This is a genomic window from Streptomyces sp. G5(2025) (genome assembly GCF_049542075.1).
Taxonomy (GTDB): domain Bacteria; phylum Actinomycetota; class Actinomycetes; order Streptomycetales; family Streptomycetaceae; genus Streptomyces.
The window spans coordinates 1,514,773-1,534,743 of the sequence record NZ_JBMUZT010000006.1 but is presented as its reverse complement, the minus strand read 5'-3'; the positions used below and the strand labels follow the sequence as shown (position 1 = coordinate 1,534,743).

The following is a 19,971-nucleotide window of genomic DNA, read 5'->3' as shown; positions in this document are numbered from 1 at the left end:
CGCATCCGCCCGAAGCAGACCAGGAGTCCCGGCCACGTGAGCCACGTGAGCAGCCACTCGCCGCACGGACAGGCGCCGCTGCACACCGTCCAAGTCCTCGGCGGCGGCAGCGCGGGCAGCAGCGCGCACGTCAGGTCGCTGGCCGCGGGGCTCGCCGCCCGGGGCGTGCGGGTCACCGTGTGTGCCCCCGACGAGGCCGCCCGCGCGTACGACTTCACCGGCGCGGGCGCCCGTCACGTCCACGTGCCCCGCAGTGGCGACCCCGCCTCTGTCGCCGCCCTCCGCGCGGCCTGCGCCGACGCCGACCTCGTGCACGCGCACGGGCTGCACGCCGCCTTGCGTGCCGTCCTCGCGCTGGCCGGCCGCCCCACACCGCTCGTCGTCACCTGGCACCACCACGCGCACGCGGCGGGTGCCCGCGCCCGCGTCCTGCGGTTGCTGGAGCGGCGCGTCGCCAAAGCCGCCGCGGTGGTCCTCGGCGCCTCGTCCGACCTCGTCGACCGGGCCCGCCGCAGGGGCGCCAGGGACGCCCGCCTCGCGGCGGTCGCGCTGCCCACCCCCCGCCACACCGCCCTCCGGGACTCCGGCCAGGAGGAACCGGACCGGCTCCTCCACAAGGCCCGTGCCGAACTGGGCGCCGTGGACCGGCCGTTGGTGCTGGCCGTCGGCGCTCTGGAAGAGGGCCGTGGTTACGACACCCTCATGGACGCCACGCGCGCGTGGCGGCATCTGGACCCGCTGCCGCTCCTGGTCGTCGCGGGGGAGGGCCCGCAGCGGACCGCCCTCCAGCGCCGCATCGACGCCGAGCAGCTCCCCGTCCGGCTCGTCGGTCGGCGTGACGACGTCCCCGAACTCCTCGCCGCCGCCGACCTCGCGGTGCTGCCCCACAGCGCCGAGCCCCGCCCGGTCCTCGCCCAAGAAGCCCTGCACGCGCGCGTGCCGCTCGTCGCCGCCGCGGTCGCCGGCGTGCCCGAACTGGTCGGCGACGCCGCCGAACTCGTCCCGTACGCCGACGCCCAGGCCCTCGCCACCGCCGTCGTACGCCTGCTCGCCGGCCCGGCCCGCAGGGCGGAGCTCAGGGACAGGGGCACGGCCCAGGCCGCCACCTGGCCCTCCGAGGACGACACGGTCACCCAAGTCCTCAGCGTGTACGACGAGTTGACCCAGCCGGTGCCCTACAGCTGAGGACCGACACGTGAGCCCTACGGCACGTGTCTGCGGGCCCGAAGCGCGAGGCTGAGGGCCAGGACCGTCTGCGGGTCGTCGAGATCCGTGCCGAGCAACTCGCTGATACGGGCGAGGCGGTTGTACAGCGTCTGCCGGTTCAGGTGCAGCTCGCGCGCCGTCTCCGCCTTGCGGCCCGCATGCGCCAGGTACGTCTGGAGGGTCGGCAGCAGCGGCGGCTTCGAGCGCTCGTCGTGGGCGCGCAGCGGGCCGATCGCGCGGTCCACGAACGCCGCCAGGACCCCGTCCTCGTCATGGCGGTGCAGCCGCCACAGCAGCAGGTCGATGTCCAGGCGCCGCGCGTCGTGCCAGGGGCGGTCGGTCAGGCCCTGCGCGGCCGTCGCCGTCTCCGCCGCGTGCCGCAGCCCCGCCGACGCCGCCGCCCAGCCGCCCGCGACGCCGACCACCACGACCGGCGGCTGCGCCCCGGGCCGCCGCATCCCCGCCCGCTCGACCCCGGCCCGCAGCGCGGCGGCGACCCGGTCCGCCACCGCCGTCCGCTCCGACTCCGACCGCAGGCCAAGGAGCAAAGGCACGCGGCCCTCGACGGGACGTACGCCCAGAAGCACCGGCACGCCCACCGACGCCAGCTCCTCCGCGACCGCCCGCGCCAGCACCGCCCAGCCGCCCCCGGTCGGCAGCCCGTCCGCGAGCCGCATCACCACCGGCAGCAGCGGACTCCCCGCGGGGCCCGGCTTGAAGCCGAGGACGCGGGCCTGCGCCGGGGCGTCGTCGGCCGCGATCCGCCCCTCCGCGAGATCGGTCAGGAAGTCGCCCCGGCCGCGCGCCGCCAGCTCCTCCTCCTGGCGGGCCTGCATCAGCACCACCGCGAGGCTGCTCGCCGCCCGCTCCGCCGCGATGCGGTGCACCGGCAGCGGCGCCGACTCCACGGCCAGCAGCACGAGCCGGGCCCGCACCGAGCCCGGGCCCGGCCCGCCGCCCGGCACGTCGACGATGACGGCGCTCGCCGGCGGCCCGTCCCGGTCGACGGGGCGCCCCCGCAGCCCCTCCCACACCTGGAGCGGGTCCGCGCACTCCGTGCCCGCCCCGGCGGCGTACAGCAGCTGCCCGTCCGCCGTCTCCAGGAACACCGGGTTGCCGCTGAACTCCGCGAGGACAGCGAGGACTTGGGGCACACCGCCCCCGCCGAGCAGCGCCTGCGTGCACCGCCCGTGCACCTCCTCGGCCCGCTGGAGCAGCGCGTAATGGCCGTTGACGATCTCCGTGTGCACCTCTTCGGTGACCGTCACGAACGGCACCTCGCGGTGCAGCTGCACCAGCGGCAGGCCGGCCGCCCGCGCCGTCTCCACGATCGCCGCGGGCAGCCGTGCGAAGCGCGGCCCCAGCTCGACGACCAGCGCCGCGATGCCCCGCTCGGCGAGCTTGCGCACGAAGGCGCGCTGCTCGGCCGGGCGCGCCCCCAGCCCGAGCCCCGTGGTGAGCAGCAGCTCACCGCCCTTGAGCAGCGAGGCGATGTTGGGCACCTCGCCCGCGTGCACCCACCGCACCGTCCGCTGCAACCGGTCCGCGCCCGCGACGACCTCGGGGAGCCCGCCGCGCAGCCCGGGAAGTTCCAGCGCGCGCTGCACGGTGATGCCGCCCTGAGTGCCCTGACTGTCCATGGCGCGGACGCTACCGGGGCGCACGTCACCGGAACATCTCCGACCGGTCACGGCGGCGGCCCACGGGCCCTCGCGGTGCGACAACTCGTCGCTTCCGCGCGGCAATTGCGCGACCCCCTGTCGCTTGTGGCGTACGTCACGCCACGGCAGGGTGCCCGCCATGCCCGATCACACGCCCGATCACCTGTCAGAGCAACCGAGCACACCCGAGGTCCACCGCCTGAAGGCGAACTCCGTCGGTGTCGTCGGCGTCGTCTTCATGGCGGTCGCCACCGCCGCGCCCATCACCGCCATGACCGGCAACCTCCCCATCGCCGTCGGCGCGGGCAACGGCACCGGCGCCCCCGCCGGCTACCTCTTCGCCACGCTCGTCCTGACGGTCTTCTCCGTCGGGTACGTCGCCATGGCCAAGCGGATCACCGCCGCCGGCGCGTTCTACGGCTACATCTCGCACGGTCTCGGCCGCATCGCGGGCATGGCCTCGGGGATGCTCGCCGTCCTCGCGTACATCGTCTTCGAGGCGTCGATCGTCGGCGTCTTCTCGTACTTCGCGCAGACCACCGTGGAGGACCAGCTCGGCGTCGACCTGCCGTGGATCGCCTACGCGGCCGCGATGCTCGCCGCCACGGCCGTCCTCGCGTACTTCGACATCAACCTCACGGCGAAGGCCCTCGGTGTGATGCTCGTCGCGGAGATCGCCGTCCTCTTCGCGGTCGCCACCGCCGTCCTGCTCCACGGCGGCGGCCCCGACGGCATACCCGTCGAACCGATCAACCCGAAGAACGCCTTCACCGGCACCTCCGCCGGGCTCGGCCTGTTCTTCGCCTTCTGGTCGTGGGTCGGCTTCGAGTCGACCGCGATGTACGGCGAGGAATCGCGCGACCCCAAGCGCGTCATCCCGCGGGCGACCCTCATCTCGGTCGTCGGCGTCGGCCTCTTCTACATCTACGTCTCCTGGATGACGATCGCCGGGAACGGTCTGAGCGGCTCGGTGAAGGTCTCCCACTCGACCGGTCCGCTCGACCTGTTCTTCGATCCGGCGCACAGCTTCATCGGCGCCTGGGCGGTCGACACCTTCCAGTGGCTGCTGATCACCGGCTCCTTCGCCTGCGGGATGGCCTTCCACCAGTGCGCGGCGCGTTACCTGTACGCCATCGGCCGCGAGGGCTTCCTGCACCCCGCCCTCGGCCGCACCCACCCGGCGCACGGCTCCCCGTACATCGCCTCGTACGTCCAGTCCGTCATCGCCGTCGCCCTGGTGGCCGCGTTCTGGCTGACCGGGCAGGACCCGTACATCCACCTGTACACGCTGCTGGCGATCCTCGGCACGATGGCGATCCTCATCGTGCAGACCCTCTGTTCGTTCGCCGTGATCGGTTACTTCCGGCGCAACCATCCCGAGGACCGGCACTGGTTCAAGACGCTTCTCGCGCCGCTGCTCGGCGGCCTCGGCATGATCGCCGTCGTCGTCCTGCTGGTGATCAACATGGACACCGCGGCGGGCTCGGCGGCCGACTCGCTGCTGTTCAGGGCCATCCCCTGGATCGTCGGCCTCGTCTTCTCCGGCGGCCTCGCCCTCGGCCTGTATCTGCGGGCCAGGCACCCGCGCCGCTACGAGATCATCGGCCGGGTCGTCCTGGAGGACGCGGCCGAACGCACGGACGGCGACGGGAAGCCCGTCGCCGTCCGAAGCCAAGCGGCCCCTTAACCTCCGTACGCACCCGACGCCGTCAGCCGCAGTGCCGTGTCGATCAGCGGCACGTGGCTGAAGGCCTGCGGGAAGTTGCCGACCTGGCGCTGCGCCGTGGAGTCCCACTCCTCGGCGAGCAGCCCCAGGTCGTTGCGGAGCGCGAGCAGCTTCTCGAAGAGCTTGCGGGCCTCGTCCACCCGGCCGATCATCGCGAGGTCGTCGGCCATCCAGAACGAGCAGGCGAGGAACGCGCCCTCGTCGCCCTCCAGGCCGTCCACGCCCTCGTCGTCACCGGCCGTCGGGTAGCGCAGGATGAAGCCGTCGGGCGTCGACAGCTCCCGCTGGATGGCCTCGATGGTGCCGATGACGCGCTTGTCGTCGGGCGGCAGGAAGCCCATCTGCGGGATCAGCAGCAGCGAGGCGTCCAGCTCCTTGGAGCCGTACGACTGCGTGAAGGTGTTGCGCTCCGGGTCGTAACCCTTCTCACACACGTCCCGGTGGATGTCGTCGCGCAGCTCGCGCCACTTCTCCAGCGGGCCGTCCGCGTCCCCGGACTCCAGGAGCTTGATGGTGCGGTCCACGGCGACCCAGGCCATCACCTTGGAGTGCACGAAGTGGCGGCGCGGGCCGCGCACCTCCCAGATGCCCTCGTCCGGCTCGTCCCAGTGATCTTCCAGATAGCGGATCAGCTTGAGCTGGAGCAGCGAGGCGTAGTCGTTGCGGGCCAGGCCCGTCATGTGCGCAAGGTGCAGCGCCTCGGTGACCTCGCCGTACACGTCGAGCTGGAGCTGGTGGGCGGCGCCGTTGCCCGCCCGGACCGGCTGGGAGCCCTCATAGCCGGGCAGCCAGTCGAGCTCCGTCTCGCCCAGCTCGCGCTCGCCGGCGATGCCGTACATGATCTGGAGGTTCTCCGGGTCGCCCGCCACCGCGCGCAGCAGCCACTCGCGCCACGCGCGGGCCTCCTCGCGGTAGCCGGTGCGCAGCAGCGACGACAGGGTGATCGCGGCGTCCCGCAGCCAGGTGAAGCGGTAGTCCCAGTTCCGCGAGCCCCCGATGTCCTCGGGCAGCGAGGTCGTGGGCGCCGCGACGATGCCGCCGGTCGGGGCGTAGGTGAGGGCCTTCAGGGTGATCAGCGAGCGGATCACGGCCTCGCGGTAGGGGCCGTGGTACGTGCAGTGCTCGACCCACTCGCGCCAGAAGTCCTCCGTGGCGGTGAGCGACGCCTCCGGCTCCGGCAGCGCGGGCTGGCCCTTGTGCGAGGGCTGCCAGGAGATGGTGAACGCGATCCGCTCACCCGGCGCGATGGTGAAGTCCGAGTACGTGGTCAGGTCCTTGCCGAACGTCTCGGCGTCGGTGTCCAGCCACACGGAGTCGGGGCCCGCGACGGCCACCGTCCGGTGGTCGACCTTGTGGACCCAGGGCACCACACGCCCGTAGCTGAACCGCATGCGCAGCGCCGAGCGCATCGGCACCCGGCCGCTGACGCCCTCCACGATCCGGATCAGCTGGGGTGCGTCCGTGTCGCGCGGCGGCATGAAATCGATCACGCGGACGGTGCCGCGTGGTGTGTCCCACTCGGATTCGAGCACCAGGGAGTCGCCGCGGTAGGTGCGGCGGGCAGCCGTCGGGGGCTGCTCCTCCGGTGCGTACGCGGGCCCGAGGCGCCAGAAGCCGTGCTCCTCGGTGCCCAGCAGGCCGGCGAAAACGGCGTGGGAGTCGAAGCGGGGAAGGCACAGCCAGTCGACTGTGCCGTCCCGGCAGACCAGGGCTGCGGTCTGCATGTCTCCGATGAGTGCGTAGTCCTCGATGCGCCCGGCCACGTGCATCTCCAGTCGAACGGCCACGTTCGCCCCGCGGGGCGCTTACTTACTTATCAGCGGTCAAGTGATCGTTGCCGAGCGCTTGTTCCGGGTGCAAGGCGGGGTGGTGCCGTGTGCCGGATGGGGCTCGGCAGCGAGTGTCCGAGCAGGATACGACGCACGTCGCTGATCTGCGCGCCCCTCCCGGCAACGAGGCGCGGCCGAACGGGTGAGCGGCAGGTGAGAGGCGGTGTCGCATGATCTCTTGGCGGGTCGGAGCGGGTCGGAGCGGGTCGGAGCGGGTCGGAGGGGCGTGAGAGTCTGCCGGTGTCGTGTGTGCCCTGTGAGGGCGGTGTGTATGCCCGGGCTGTTCTGACGCGCGTACGTCCGGGTGTCCTACGGCCGTACGTCCGAGTCTCCTACGGCGGCGGCGTATGCGCCTGATGGCGGAGCGTGGCCGGAAGCATGCTCCTCCCGTCGCTGATACCCTGGTAGCCCGTGAGCCGGTGGTCATAGAACCCCCGAACCGCAGCGACGGCACCTCCCCCGAATCCCCGGTGAGGTCGCCGGTACGCACCTCCAGACCGCGACCACGGGAGCCCCCTCTTGGCCATGCAGCCGAAATCCACGACGACCAAGCACATCTTCGTCACCGGGGGTGTCGCCTCTTCCCTCGGCAAGGGATTGACTGCCTCCAGCCTGGGTGCGCTCCTCAAGGCGCGTGGCCTGCGCGTCACGATGCAGAAGCTCGACCCGTACCTGAACGTCGACCCGGGCACGATGAACCCCTTCCAGCACGGCGAGGTGTTCGTCACCAACGACGGCGCCGAGACCGACCTGGACATCGGCCACTACGAGCGCTTCCTCGACGTCGACCTCGACGGCTCGGCGAACGTCACCACCGGCCAGGTCTACAGCCAGGTGATCGCCAAGGAGCGCCGCGGCGAGTACCTCGGCGACACCGTCCAGGTCATCCCGCACATCACCAACGAGATCAAGCACCGCATCCGCCGCATGGCCGCCGCCTCCGACAGCGTTGACGTAGTCATCACCGAGGTCGGCGGCACGGTGGGCGACATCGAGTCGCTGCCGTTCCTGGAGACCGTCCGCCAGGTCCGCCACGAGGTCGGCCGCGACAACGTCTTCGTCGTGCACATCTCGCTGCTGCCCTACATCGGCCCCTCCGGCGAGCTGAAGACCAAGCCGACCCAGCACTCCGTCGCCGCCCTGCGCAACATCGGCATCCAGCCCGACGCGATCGTGCTGCGCGCCGACCGCGACGTCCCGACCGCCATCAAGCGCAAGATCTCGCTGATGTGCGACGTCGACGAGGCCGCCGTGGTCGCCGCCATCGACGCCAAGTCGATCTACGACATCCCGAAGGTGCTGCACACCGAGGGCCTCGACGCCTACGTCGTACGCAAGCTCGACCTGCCCTTCCGTGACGTCGACTGGACCCAGTGGGACGACCTCCTTGACCGCGTGCACAACCCGAAGCACGAGGTCACCGTCGCGCTGGTCGGCAAGTACATCGACCTGCCCGACGCCTATCTCTCGGTGACCGAGGCCATGCGCGCCGGCGGCTTCGCGAACAAGGCCCGCGTCAAGGTCAAGTGGGTCACCTCCGACGACTGCAAGACCCCGGCGGGCGCCAAGAAGCAGCTCGGCGACGTCGACGCGATCCTGATCCCCGGCGGCTTCGGCGAGCGCGGCGTCGACGGCAAGGTCAGCGCCATCCGCTACGCCCGCGAGAACAAGGTGCCGCTGCTCGGCATCTGCCTCGGCCTCCAGTGCATCGTCATCGAGGCCGCCCGCAACCTCGCGGACATCCCGGACGCCAACTCCACCGAGTTCGACGCCGCCACCTCCCACCCGGTGATCTCCACCATGGCCGAGCAGCTCGACATCGTCGCCGGTGAGGGCGACATGGGCGGCACGATGCGCCTGGGCATGTACCCGGCCAAGCTCGCCGAGGGCTCCATCGCCCGCGAGGTGTACGACGGCAAGGAGTACGTCGAGGAGCGCCACCGCCACCGCTACGAGGTGAACAACTCCTACCGCGCCGACCTGGAGAAGAAGGCCGGGATCCTGTTCTCCGGCACCTCCCCGGACGGCAAGCTCGTCGAGTACGTCGAGTACCCGCGCGAGGTGCACCCCTACCTGGTCGCCACCCAGGCGCACCCGGAGCTGCGCTCCCGCCCGACCCGCCCCCACCCGCTCTTCGCGGGCCTGGTGAAGGCGGCCGTCGAGCGGCAGGAGGCCGCCCGCAAGGCGGGCGCCAAGCCGGGCAAGTAACACCAGGCGATACGGTTGCCGGGGTGCGCGCCTTTTGGGGCGCGTGCCCCGGTTTTCGTTTGCACGTGTGGGAGGACAGCGCGACATGACGATCAAGGACACCGCCGAGGAGTGGCAGGTCACCGCGACGGAGACCCCCTTCGTCGGGAACAAGACCTCGGTGCGCACCGACGACGTGGTCATGCCCGACGGGTCCGTCGTCCACCGCGACTACCAGGTCCACCCCGGCTCGGTGGCCGTCCTCGCGCTCGACGAGGAGGGCCGAGTCCTGGTCATCCGCCAGTACCGCCACCCCGTCCGCCAGAAGCTCTGGGAGATCCCGGCGGGCCTGCTCGACGTCCCCGGCGAGAACCCCCTGCACGCCGCGCAGCGCGAGCTGTACGAGGAGGCGCACGTCAAGGCCGAGGACTGGCGTGTCCTCACCGACGTCTACACCACCCCCGGCGGTTGTGACGAAGCCGTGCGGATCTTCCTCGCCCGCGACCTCGCCGAGGCCGAGGGCGAGCGCTTCGAGGTCTTCGAGGAGGAGGCCGACATGGAGCTCACCCGCGTCCCCCTCGACGAGCTCGTACGCGGGGTGCTCGCCGGTGAGCTGCACAACAACTGCCTGGTCGTCGGCGTCCTTTCGCTGTACGCCACGCTGAACGGTGACGGCGTGGACGCGCTGCGCCCGGCCGAGGCGCCCTGGCCGGCGCGGCCCTTCGAGTCCTGACCGCGGGAGCGGCTCCACCAACGGCCCCACCGATATGACGATCTGCTGATCCGATCGAGGGACTTGTGGGTGTCGCGCGGCGGGGAACGCCGCAGGGCCTGAACTAGGCTCTGAAAGCGTCCCGCCCAAAGTCCCGGCGGGTTCGTGCGCACGCGGACGGGAGTGACCCGTGACGGATCAGGCGGTCGACACGGACGGTACGACGGCGGGCGGTGCGGTGCCGCCACCCGCCGGCGCCGCCGCGGAGTCGACAAGCGCTCAATTCGTCGGTCGGCAACGCGAGTTGAAGGAACTGCGCGCCGACATCGACCGGGCGGGGCTCGACACCCTGTCCGGCCGCAAGGCGCCCCGCGCCCGCGTCCTGCTCATCGCGGGCCGCCCCGGCTCCGGCCGCACCGCGCTCGCCGAGGAACTCGCGCGGCAGCTCGCCGAGGACTACCCCGACGGCCTGTTGCGGGCCCGCCTCACGGAGCCCGACGGCACGCGCGTCCCCACGGAACGCACCGCCCGCGAACTCCTCGACGCCCTCGCCGTCCCCGCACCGCCCGGCGCCTGCGAGGACGACCTGTCCGAACTGCTCAGGGACGCCCTGAAGGAGCGCCGGGCCCTGCTGCTCCTCGACGACGCGGTGGACGCCGAGCAGGTCGACCCGCTGCTTCCGGACACCCCCGACTGCCTGGTCGTCGCCGTCTCCGGGGGGCCGCTCACCGGCATCCCCGACGTACGGCCGTGCACGCTCGGCGGCCTGGACAAGGCGGCCGCGGTGGAACTGCTCACCCGCGCCGCCGGACCCGTACGCATCACGGTGGACCCGCGCGCCGCGGAATCCCTGGTCGAGGCGTGCGAGGCCCACCCGGCGTCCCTCATGCTCGCCGGGGGCTGGCTCTCCGCGCGGCCCAAGGCCGCCGTCGCCGACCTGGCCAAACAGGTGCACGACCTGTCCGAGGAGACCTCGCCGCTGGCGCGTGTCTTCCGGCAGGCGTACGCCACGCTCTCCGGGCCCTCCGCGCGGATACTGCGTCTCCTCTCCCTGGCCCCGGCCGGACACGTCGACCCGCACACCGCCTCGGCGCTCGCCGGCTGCTCGGTCTCCGGCGCCAAGGCCGCGCTTGGCGACTTCGCCGCCCTGGGACTCGTCAGGCCCGTGGAATCCCCGGTCCCGCAGTACGAGGTGCCGGGCTGCCTGGTGCCGCTGCTGAGGAACCTCACCGAGACCCTGGACCGCCCGGCCGAGATCCAGCTGGCCCGCGCCCGGATGCTGGAGCGGACCGTACGGCTGCTCCAGGCCTGCCGGGCGGTCACCGAGACCGACGGCATCGGCGCCCTCGGTGACCGCGGCAAGCACGAGGGACTGCCGCGCGCCCTGCGCTTCCCCTGCCGCGCCGACGCCGCCCAGTGGCTGCGCGTCCGGCAGCCCGCGCTGCTCGCCGCCGCCCGGCTCGCGGTGGCCGACGGCGAGCTCGACACCCTCGCGCGGCGCCTGATGGCGGCCCTGACCCGGGCCCTGGTCGCGCACCGCGGCCCCCAGGACGCCGCCCCCGAGCTCTACGGCATCCACCAGCTGGTCCTGGACGTGGCGGAACGTCGCGACCTGCCACGCGAGAAGGCCGCCGCGCTGCTGAACCTCGCCGATCTGGACGCGCGCACGGGGCGTACCCGCGAGGCGCTGGCGCGCTACCGGGCGGCGCTGGACGCGGGACGGGAGGCGGGCGATCCGTACGCCACCGGTCGCGCGATGGAATCCGTAGGCGGCGCCTATCAGGAGCTGGGGGACTGGTCCCGGGCCTGCGACTGGTACGGCAGGGCCCTGGCCCAACGCCTCGCCCGCGGCGAGCGCGCCGACGCCGCCCGCCTGTACGGCCGCATCGGCGTCGTGCACACCTACGCGGGACGCTACGGCGAGGCGCTGCGCAACTGGAGCTCGGCGGTCACCGGCCACCGCAAGAACGGCGATGTCGCCGCCCAGGCAAGGGCATTGAGCGAGATGGCGCGCGTGCAGGAGTACGCGGGCCGGCCCGAGGAGTCGCTGCGCACCTGCCAGGAAGCCGTCGAGTGGGCGCGGCACGCCAAGGACGTACGCCTCCAGGCGGCGCTTCAGCTGCGTCTCGCGGACACCCTGGAACGGCTCGGGGACCCGACGGCCGCCCGGCTGCACCGGGGGGCCGCCGAGCGCATGCTGGGAACGGAGCACCAAGAGGCCATGAGGCTTGAAACAAACGGTGGAGCAGTACCCTCCGCCTACGAAATCCGTAGTGCATCCGCAGAAGATTGAAGTATTGGAAGGCTAGACAGCGGGAAATCCTTCATTAGACTGGCTCCGCCGCGTACATCCGTGGTGCCCCCGTTGCGCCGTCGTGTGCACCGGTCTGAGTTGCATTGCCCGAAACATCCCCTGAGCCAAGGACCGTGATCGACGATGAAGGTCGGCATCCCCCGCGAGGTCAAGAACAACGAGTTCCGGGTGGCCATCACCCCCGCCGGTGTGCACGAGCTGGTGCGCCACGGCCACCAGGTCGTCATCGAGCGGAACGCCGGCGTCGGCTCCTCGATCACGGACGACGAGTACGTCTCGGCCGGTGCCCAGATCCTGGACACCGCCGATGAGGTCTGGGCCGCCGCGGACCTGCTCCTGAAGGTCAAGGAGCCCATCGCGGAGGAGTACCACCGCCTCCGCAAGGACCAGACCCTCTTCACCTACCTGCACCTGGCCGCGTCCAAGGAGTGCACGGACGCCCTCCTGGAGTCGGGCACCACCGCCATCGCGTACGAGACCGTCGAGACCGCGAACCGCGCGCTCCCGCTGCTCGCCCCGATGTCCGAGGTCGCGGGCCGCCTCGCCCCGCAGGTCGGCGCCTACCAGCTGATGGCCGCCAACGGCGGCCGCGGCGTCCTGCCGGGCGGTGTCCCCGGCGTGGCCGCGGGCAAGGCCGTCGTCATCGGCGGCGGCGTCTCCGGCTGGAACGCCGCGCAGATCGCCATCGGCATGGGCTTCCACGTGACCCTGCTCGACAAGGACATCAACAAGCTCAAGGAAGCCGACAAAATCTTCGGCACGAAGATCCAGACCGTCGTCTCCAACGCCTTCGAGCTGGAGAAGGCCTGCCTGGAGGCCGACCTCGTCATCGGCGCCGTCCTCATCCCGGGCGCCAAGGCCCCGAAGCTGGTCACCAACGAGCTCGTCTCGCGCATGAAGCCGGGAAGTGTTCTTGTCGACATCGCGATCGACCAGGGCGGCTGCTTCGAGGACTCGCACCCGACCACGCACGCCGAGCCGACCTTCCCGGTCCACAACTCGGTCTTCTACTGCGTGGCCAACATGCCCGGCGCGGTGCCCAACACCTCCACCTACGCGCTGACCAACGCGACGATGCCGTACATCGTCGAGCTGGCGAACCGCGGCTGGGTCGAGGCCCTGCGCCGCGACCCGGCGCTGGCCCTGGGTCTCAACACCCATGACGGCAAGGTCGTTTACAAGGAGGTCGCCGAGGCCCACGGTCTCGACCACATCGAGCTGGAGTCGCTCCTCGGCTGACCCCAGGCGACTGACTTCGGTCAATCCCGGTGACCGACTTCGGTCGGTCCCGGACGACTTTCGGCACCATCCGTCAACGAAAGTCGTCAATCTCACGCCCACGGCCGGACCTTGAGAGGGGTCCGGCCGTATGCGTATCAGTGTGGACACGCTCAACTCGCCTTGAACGTAGCGCTTTAACCGTTTCGCCCACCCCGAAAACGCGCCGTAGACATGCCGCATGCCCTTGACATCGGGGTGTTCCTTTGCCGACACATCGGGTCCGGTCCGGCGGATTGTGTTGCTGCGGAGTGGTGACACGCCATAGAGTCGCCAACCGTCGGCATGGTGCCACGCTGACCTATCGAGAAATTTCCTGGTCACCAAGGAGGTAAGACGACTTGTGAATGAGTCGACATTTGCTCCCGGGGGTGGTCAACCAGGAATGTCTGTGCGGGACCGAGGACCCGTCGGGCTCGAGGCTGTCGGCTCCGTCGCTGTCCGCACCTTCGAAGCCCGGCAGAGCCCCCAGCCGAGACAGTCAGCACCCCAGAGCATGGATGGCCATCACGTGAACGCCATGGCCGGCGACCGGAGTGGCGATAACACCCACACCCACCTCGCCGACTACGAGGAACTGCCCCAGGGGCACTTCTACGACCCCGACGCCGAGTACGAGCCCGATCCGGAGTACGCGGCCACGCTCGCGCCGGACGCCGCCCGTCAGCGCCGCGAGCGCATCGGTCCCACGGGACGTCCGCTGCCGTACTTCCCGATCCCGGGTCCGCTGACCGACCACGGTCCGGCGAAGATCATCGCGATGTGCAACCAGAAGGGCGGCGTCGGCAAGACGACGTCGACCATCAACCTGGGCGCGGCTCTCGCGGAGTACGGACGCCGGGTCCTGCTCGTCGACTTCGATCCGCAGGGCGCCCTCTCGGTGGGCCTCGGGGTGAACCCGATGGAGCTGGACCTCACGGTCTACAACCTCCTCATGGAGCGCGGCATGTCCGCCGACGAGGTGCTCCTGAAGACGGCGGTCCCGAACATGGACCTGCTGCCCAGCAACATCGACCTGTCGGCCGCCGAAGTGCAGCTGGTGAGCGAGGTCGCGCGCGAGTCCACGCTCCAGCGGGCGCTGAAGCCGCTGATGCAGGACTACGACTACATCGTGATCGACTGTCAGCCCTCGCTCGGCCTGCTCACGGTGAACGCCCTGACGGCGGCTCACAAGGTGATCGTGCCGCTGGAGTGCGAGTTCTTCGCGCTGCGCGGTGTGGCCCTGCTGACGGAGACCATCGAGAAGGTCCAGGAGCGGCTCAACCCCGACCTGGAGCTCGACGGCATCCTCGCGACGATGTACGACTCCCGCACGGTGCACAGCCGTGAGGTGCTCGCGCGCGTGGTCGAGGCCTTCGACGACCACGTCTACCACACGGTCATCGGGCGCACGGTCCGCTTCCCGGAGACCACGGTCGCCGGTGAGCCGATCACGACGTACGCCTCCAACTCGGTCGGCGCGGCCGCCTATCGTCAGCTCGCCAGGGAGGTGCTCGCCCGGTGTCACGCCGAGTGAGTCTGCCCGGGGCCGACGAACTGTTCCGCACGACCGGGGGGATGGCTCTTCAGTCGTCGTCCCCGCGGCGCCCGGCGAACGGCGAGGCGAGGGTGCCCGCTCCGGCGGGCGAGAGCGACGAGACGGCGGCCGCGGCCGAGGACAGCGCGCAGGGCGACGGCGGCGAGAGCGCCGAACACGCCGCGACGGACGCGGAGTCGGGCTCCGGCGAGTCCCGCAGCCGGTCCGCCGGTGACGCGGACAAGAGCGCGGGGCGCGGCTCGTCGTCGCCTTCGGCGACGCAGGAAGGTTCTGCCGCCCAGGGCGGCGGCAAGTCCGGCGGCTCGTCGACCGCGCAGGCGCGGCGCCGGGCGCGGGCGGCCAACCGGCGGCCCAGCGGACGCGAGCGGCACGACGAGAAGATCACCGTGTACGTCTCCGCCGAGGAGCTCATGGACCTCGAACACGCGCGCCTCGTGCTGCGCGGCGAGCACGGCCTCGCGGTCGACCGCGGCCGCATCGTGCGGGAGGCCGTCGCGGTCGTCCTCGCGGATCTGGAGTCGCGGGGGGACGCGAGCATTCTCGTACGCAGGCTGCGCGGGCGGTAAGGGGTAGCCTTCCCGCCTGATGGCCACGAACGACGACCCCGCACCGCCCGCCCGTAGGCGTGCCCTGGGGCGGGGGCCGGGGCGGCTCCCGCGGAGCCTGCCGCTGAGCCCGAGGCTGCGGACGAACCCGATGACGGGCGGTTCAAGGTTCGGCTCGCCAACTTCGAAGGGCCCTTCGATCTGCTGCTCCAGCTCATCGCCAAGCACAAGCTGGACGTCACCGAGGTCGCGCTGTCCAAAGTGACCGATGAGTTCATGGCGCACATCCGGGCCATGGGGACCGACTGGGATCTCGATCAGACGACCGAGTTCCTGGTGGTCGCCGCCACGCTGCTCGATCTGAAGGCGGCGCGGCTGCTGCCCGCCGCCGAGGTCGAGGACGAGGCCGATCTCGCGCTGCTCGAAGCGCGGGATCTGCTCTTCGCGCGGCTGCTCCAGTACCGCGCGTACAAGCAGATCGCGGACATCTTCAGCGGGCGCCTGGAGGAGGAGGCCCGGCGCTATCCGCGTACCGTCGGGCTCGAACCGCACCATGCCGAGCTGTTGCCGGAAGTCGTCATCAGCATCGGCGCGGAAGGGTTCGCCAAGCTCGCCGTGAAGGCTATGCGGCCCCGCGCGAAGCCGCAGGTGTACGTCGACCACATCCATGCCCCGCTGGTGTCCGTGCAGGAGCAGGCAGGGCTGGTCGTCGCCCGGCTGCGCGAGCAGGGGGAGGTCAGCTTCCGGGTGCTCGTGGCGGACGCGGGGGACACCCTGACCGTCGTCGCGCGCTTCCTCGCCCTGCTGGAGCTGTACCGGGAGAAGGCCGTCGCCCTGGACCAGGAGGACCCCTTGGGAGAGCTGATGGTGCGCTGGACCGGCGGGGACGGCGCCGAGGAGCCGGCCGTGACCGACGAGTTCGACCGGGCCCCCGAGCCGATGGAGGAGAAGGCGTGAGCACGCAGAGTCCCGCGGGGGAGCTCGCCGGTGCCGTCGCGGAGCTGGAGCTGCGGCCCGCGCTGGAGGCCGTCTTGATGGTCGTCGACGAGCCGGCCACCGAGGAGCACCTGGCGAAGGTCCTCCAGCGGCCGCGGCGCGCGGTCGCCGACGCGCTGCGCGAGCTGGCCGACGAGTACACCGTGCAGAAGCGCGGCTTCGAGCTGCGGCTCGTCGCGGGCGGCTGGCGGTTCTACACCCGGCCCGAGTACGCCGCCGCCGTGGAGGGCTTCGTACTCGACGGGCAGCAGGCGCGGCTCACCCAGGCGGCCCTGGAGACGCTCGCGGTGGTCGCGTACCGCCAGCCGGTCAGCCGTGCGCGGGTCTCCGCGGTGCGCGGCGTGAACTGCGACGGCGTGATGCGCACCCTCCTCCAGCGGGGTCTGGTGGAGGAGGCGGGCGCGGAACCCGAAACAGGTGCGATCCTGTACAGGACGACGAACTACTTTCTGGAGCGGATGGGCCTGCGCGGCCTGGACGAGCTCCCGGAGCTCGCGCCCTTCCTCCCCGAGGCGGACGCGATCGAGGCCGAGACCCAGGAAGGCGTTCCGTCGTTCGACCCGGACGCACCCGATGCGCCGGGGTATGGGTACACCCAGGACACAGCCGACTAGACGGAACTTTTGATGCGAAGCAGCAACGGCAGGAACAGCAGCGGAAACAACGGCGGGAGCCGTGGTGGGAACAGCGGCGGCCGTGGCAGCAGCGGTGGCCGCGGCAATTACCGGGGTGCCGGTAACAGCCGCGACGACCGCCAGGGTCCCAAGCAGGGCTTCAATCAGGGCGGCGGCAAGCCGGGCGACAAGCGGGACGACAGGCGCGACGACAAGCCGAGCCGGCCGAGCAAGCCGCGTCCCGAGGAGCGCCGCTACGACGTGGGCGGCTCCGACGCGGTCTTCGGGGCCGGAGCGCGGAAGGGCCGTGGCGCGGCCGCGCGCGGTGGCGCCAAGGGCGGCCCCCGCACCTCCCAGGGCACCGGAGCCCGCGGCAGCCGTCGCGGCGCCCCCGCGACGTCCCGCGAGTTCGACACCCGGCAGGAGGAGCGCAACCGCGAGCGGTACGCGGACAAGCCCAAGGTGAACCTCCCCAAGACCTTCCCCGGCGCCGAGCAGGAGGGCGAGCGGCTCCAGAAGGTCCTGGCCCGCGCGGGCTACGGCTCGCGCCGCGCCTGCGAGGAGCTGGTCGACGAGGCCCGCGTCGAGGTCAACGGCGAGATCGTCGTGGAGCAGGGCCTGCGCGTCGACCCCGAGAAGGACGAGATCAAGGTCGACGGCCTGACAGTGGCCACGCAGTCGTACCAGTTCTTCGCGCTGAACAAGCCCGCCGGTGTCGTCTCCACCATGGAGGACACCGAGGGCCGCCAGTGCCTCGGCGACTACGTGACCAACCGCGAGACGCGGCTCTTCCACGTAGGACGGCTCGACACCGAGACCGAGGGCGTCATCCTGCTCACCAATCACGGCGAGCTGGCGCACCGCCTGACCCACCCCAAGTACGGCGTGAAGAAGGTCTACCTCGCGCACATCGTGGGCCCGATCCCGCGTGACCTGGGCAAGCAGCTCAAGGACGGCATCCAGCTTGAGGACGGCTACGCCCGCGCGGACCACTTCCGCGTCGTCGAGCAGACCGGCAAGAACTACCTCGTCGAGGTCACCCTGCACGAGGGCCGCAAGCACATTGTGCGGCGCATGCTCGCCGAGGCGGGCTTCCCCGTCGACAAGCTGGTGCGGGTGGCCTTCGGGCCGATCACCCTGGGCGACCAGAAGTCCGGCTGGCTGCGACGGCTTTCGAACACGGAGGTCGGCATGCTGATGAAGGAAGTCGACCTCTAGATCGACCCGCGGGAATTCCTTGCGTAGGCCACCCCCCTCTCTTTATAGTCAGCTAGACCATAAAGAGAGGGGGGTGGTCGTGCATGCGGGGATACGACAAGCACGCCTACGAACCGTTCGCCGTCACCGTCGACCTCGCGGTGTTCACCATCCGCGAGGGCACACTGCACGTGCTGCTCGTCGAGCGCGGCCAGCAGCCGTACGCGGGCCGCTGGGCGCTGCCCGGCGGCTTCGTACTGCCCGACGAGTCCGCCGAGAGCGCGGCGCAGCGCGAGCTGGCCGAGGAGACCGGCCTCGCGGACGTCACCGGGCTCCACCTGGAACAGGTACGCACCTACAGCGAGCCGGACCGCGATCCGCGCATGCGGGTCGTCTCCGTCGCGTTCGCCGCGCTCGTCGCCGATCCGCCGGAGGCCCGCGGGGGAGGCGACGCGGCCCGCGCGGCCTGGCTGCCGTACAGCCCGGCGGCCTACCGTCCGCTCGCCTTCGACCACGACCGGATCCTCGCCGACGCCCACCACCGGGTCGGCGCCAAGCTGGAGTACACCAACCTCGCCACCGCCTTCTGCGCGCCCGAGTTCACCCTCGGCGAGCTGCGGCAGGTCTACGAGGCGGTGTGGGGCGCCGACCTCGACCCCGCCAACTTCCGGCGCAAGGTCGTCGGCACCCCGGGCCTCGTCGAGGCCATCCCCGGAGCCGCCCGCCTGACCGGCGGCCGGGGAAAGCCCGCGGCGCTCTTCCGCGCGGGCACCGCCACCGCCCTCCACCCGCCTCTGCTGCGCCCCGCCTCGGAAGGACGGTCCTCATGAAGCGCGCCGCCACCGGATCCCTGCTGGGCCTCGCCCTCGGGGACGCGCTGGGCTTCCCCACCGAGTTCAACGATGTGCCGTCGATCCTCGCCACGTGCGGGCCCTGGCGGGAGATGGAGCTGCCGGAACCCGCGTACATCACGGACGACACGCAGATGACGCTGGCGCTGAGCCGGGCCCTGCGCACCGCCACGGGCCGCGGAGTGCTCGGGCCGAAGCGGCTGGAGCGGCCCCTGCGCGAGGAATTCGTGGACTGGTACCAGTCGCCGGAGAACAACCGCGCGCCCGGCAACACCTGCATGAAGGCGTGCTACCTCCTCAAGACGGGCAAGCCGTGGGAGGAGGCCAGTCAGGTGCACTCCAAGGGCTGCGGCGCCAACATGCGGGTCGCGCCGCTCGGGCTGCTGCCCGGCATCGACGACGACGTGCGGGCCGGCGCCGCCCAGTTGCAGTCCGCGCTCACCCACGGCCACCCCACCGCGCTCGCCGCGAGCGACCTGACGGCGTACGCGGTGCGGCTGCTGGCCGGGGGCGCGGAACCCATGGGCCTGGTGGGGCTGCTGCGCTCGTACGCGCTGGAGAACCGCACCCGCTACCGGGAGGCGTGGCTCGGCGACCTGTGGACCCGCTTCCCGGCCTCCTCGCCGGAGCGGTTCATCGCCCACGGCTGGGACGAGTGCCTGGCCGTCCTGGAGCGGCTGGAGGGAGCGCTGCGGCACGCCAACCCCGAGACCGACCCGTGCCTGGCCACGGGCGAGGGCTGGATCGCCGAAGAGGCGCTCGCCACCGGCCTGCTCTGCTTCCTGATGTTCGTCGACGAGCCGGTCACCGCGCTGCGCAGGGCGGCCTGCACGTCCGGCGACTCGGACTCGATCGCCTGCCTGGCGGGGGCCTTTGCCGGTGCCCATCTCGGCGCCGACGCCTGGCCCGCCGAGTGGGTCCAGCGGGTCGAGCACCGGGAGGAACTGCTCGGGTTCGGGGCGCTCTGGGACGCCTGAGCCCGCCGGTTCGCGTCCCGGACCGCCTCCCGTGCCTCGGCAGCCGAGGCGGCATGGGCCCGGACCAGAGCCAGGTCCGGGCCCATGCCCGGGGCGGGCCGTGGTCGGCCGTGGACCTGAGGCTGCACGCGGGGAGCCTGGCATCACCGCACGGCAGCCCTCAGCCGGCCCAAGTGGCGACCGGGGGCGAACGGCGCGACATTGTTCCCGAGGCACCGAACCGAGCCGCCGAGGAGGCCGGAGAGCCGCCGCCCCCGGGCAGGACGCGAACGACATCGCCCGGGCCGCGGGGCCCCGCCCCGCCTCGGCGAGGTGCGCGGCGCCCGTCTCGGCAGACGGGC

Annotated in this window: 14 protein-coding genes and 1 pseudogene; 13 read left to right on the top strand and 2 right to left on the bottom strand. The window is 71.8% G+C overall.

Annotated elements, in window-relative coordinates:
• Positions 1-36: 36 nt before the first annotated feature.
• Positions 37-1,185, top strand: a complete 1,149-nt coding sequence (locus ACOBQB_RS17775; RefSeq protein WP_423592886.1) for a glycosyltransferase family 4 protein — start codon at positions 37-39, stop codon at positions 1,183-1,185.
• A gap of 17 nt (positions 1,186-1,202) precedes the next feature.
• On the opposite strand, the gene ACOBQB_RS17770 is transcribed toward ACOBQB_RS17775, so the two are convergent.
• The gene (locus ACOBQB_RS17770; protein ID WP_423592884.1) at positions 1,203-2,846 is read right to left on the bottom strand and encodes a PucR family transcriptional regulator; all 1,644 of its coding nucleotides are present in this window, start codon (positions 2,844-2,846) and stop codon (positions 1,203-1,205) included.
• A gap of 160 nt (positions 2,847-3,006) precedes the next feature.
• Between ACOBQB_RS17770 and ACOBQB_RS17765 the strand changes: the two genes are divergently transcribed.
• On the top strand, positions 3,007-4,554 hold the full coding sequence (locus ACOBQB_RS17765; RefSeq protein WP_423592883.1) for an APC family permease: 1,548 nt from the start codon (positions 3,007-3,009) through the stop codon (positions 4,552-4,554).
• Here ACOBQB_RS17765 and ACOBQB_RS17760 read toward each other — a convergent pair.
• Positions 4,551-6,380: a glycoside hydrolase family 15 protein gene (locus ACOBQB_RS17760; RefSeq protein WP_423592882.1), complete on the bottom strand. Its 1,830-nt coding sequence runs from the start codon at positions 6,378-6,380 to the stop codon at positions 4,551-4,553. The genes ACOBQB_RS17765 and ACOBQB_RS17760 overlap by 4 nt on opposite strands.
• A 567-nt stretch (positions 6,381-6,947) precedes the next feature.
• Between ACOBQB_RS17760 and ACOBQB_RS17755 the strand changes: the two genes are divergently transcribed.
• The 11 genes and pseudogenes from ACOBQB_RS17755 (at position 6,948) to ACOBQB_RS17705 (ending at position 19,630) form a co-directional block, all read left to right on the top strand.
• On the top strand, positions 6,948-8,630 hold the full coding sequence (locus ACOBQB_RS17755) for a CTP synthase (protein WP_423592880.1): 1,683 nt from the start codon (positions 6,948-6,950) through the stop codon (positions 8,628-8,630).
• A gap of 85 nt (positions 8,631-8,715) precedes the next feature.
• Positions 8,716-9,342 carry an NUDIX domain-containing protein gene (locus ACOBQB_RS17750; RefSeq protein ID WP_423592878.1) on the top strand — a complete coding sequence of 209 codons (627 nt, stop codon included), beginning with the start codon at positions 8,716-8,718 and terminating at the stop codon, positions 9,340-9,342.
• A gap of 169 nt (positions 9,343-9,511) precedes the next feature.
• A complete protein-coding gene (locus tag ACOBQB_RS17745) occupies positions 9,512-11,614 on the top strand; it encodes a tetratricopeptide repeat protein (RefSeq protein ID WP_423592877.1) in 2,103 nt (700 codons plus the stop codon).
• A 144-nt stretch (positions 11,615-11,758) separates the two neighbouring features.
• Complete coding sequence (gene ald / locus ACOBQB_RS17740) at positions 11,759-12,874, top strand: alanine dehydrogenase (RefSeq protein WP_423592875.1); 1,116 nt, start codon at positions 11,759-11,761, stop codon at positions 12,872-12,874.
• Between the two features lie 424 nt (positions 12,875-13,298).
• Positions 13,299-14,429 (top strand): ParA family protein, encoded by a 1,131-nt coding sequence (locus tag ACOBQB_RS17735; protein ID WP_423592874.1) that lies wholly within the window; start codon positions 13,299-13,301, stop codon positions 14,427-14,429.
• Positions 14,414-15,016, top strand: a complete 603-nt coding sequence (locus tag ACOBQB_RS17730) for a hypothetical protein (protein WP_423592872.1) — start codon at positions 14,414-14,416, stop codon at positions 15,014-15,016. Before ACOBQB_RS17735 ends, ACOBQB_RS17730 begins: the two co-directional genes overlap by 16 nt.
• 93 nt (positions 15,017-15,109) lie before the next feature.
• Positions 15,110-15,952: pseudogene (locus ACOBQB_RS17725) on the top strand (segregation and condensation protein A); the annotation flags it as partial.
• Entirely contained in the window at positions 15,949-16,605 is a 657-nt protein-coding gene (gene scpB / locus ACOBQB_RS17720; RefSeq protein WP_423592871.1) for an SMC-Scp complex subunit ScpB, read from the top strand. The pseudogene ACOBQB_RS17725 and the gene scpB, both read left to right, overlap by 4 nt.
• Positions 16,606-16,617: 12 nt before the next feature.
• The gene (locus ACOBQB_RS17715; protein WP_423592869.1) at positions 16,618-17,823 is read left to right on the top strand and encodes a pseudouridine synthase; all 1,206 of its coding nucleotides are present in this window, start codon (positions 16,618-16,620) and stop codon (positions 17,821-17,823) included.
• A gap of 83 nt (positions 17,824-17,906) precedes the next feature.
• On the top strand, positions 17,907-18,632 hold the full coding sequence (locus ACOBQB_RS17710; RefSeq protein ID WP_423592867.1) for an NUDIX hydrolase: 726 nt from the start codon (positions 17,907-17,909) through the stop codon (positions 18,630-18,632).
• Complete coding sequence (locus tag ACOBQB_RS17705) at positions 18,629-19,630, top strand: ADP-ribosylglycohydrolase family protein (RefSeq protein ID WP_423592866.1); 1,002 nt, start codon at positions 18,629-18,631, stop codon at positions 19,628-19,630. The genes ACOBQB_RS17710 and ACOBQB_RS17705 overlap by 4 nt, the downstream gene beginning before the upstream one ends.
• The last annotated feature ends 341 nt before the right edge of the window (positions 19,631-19,971 follow it).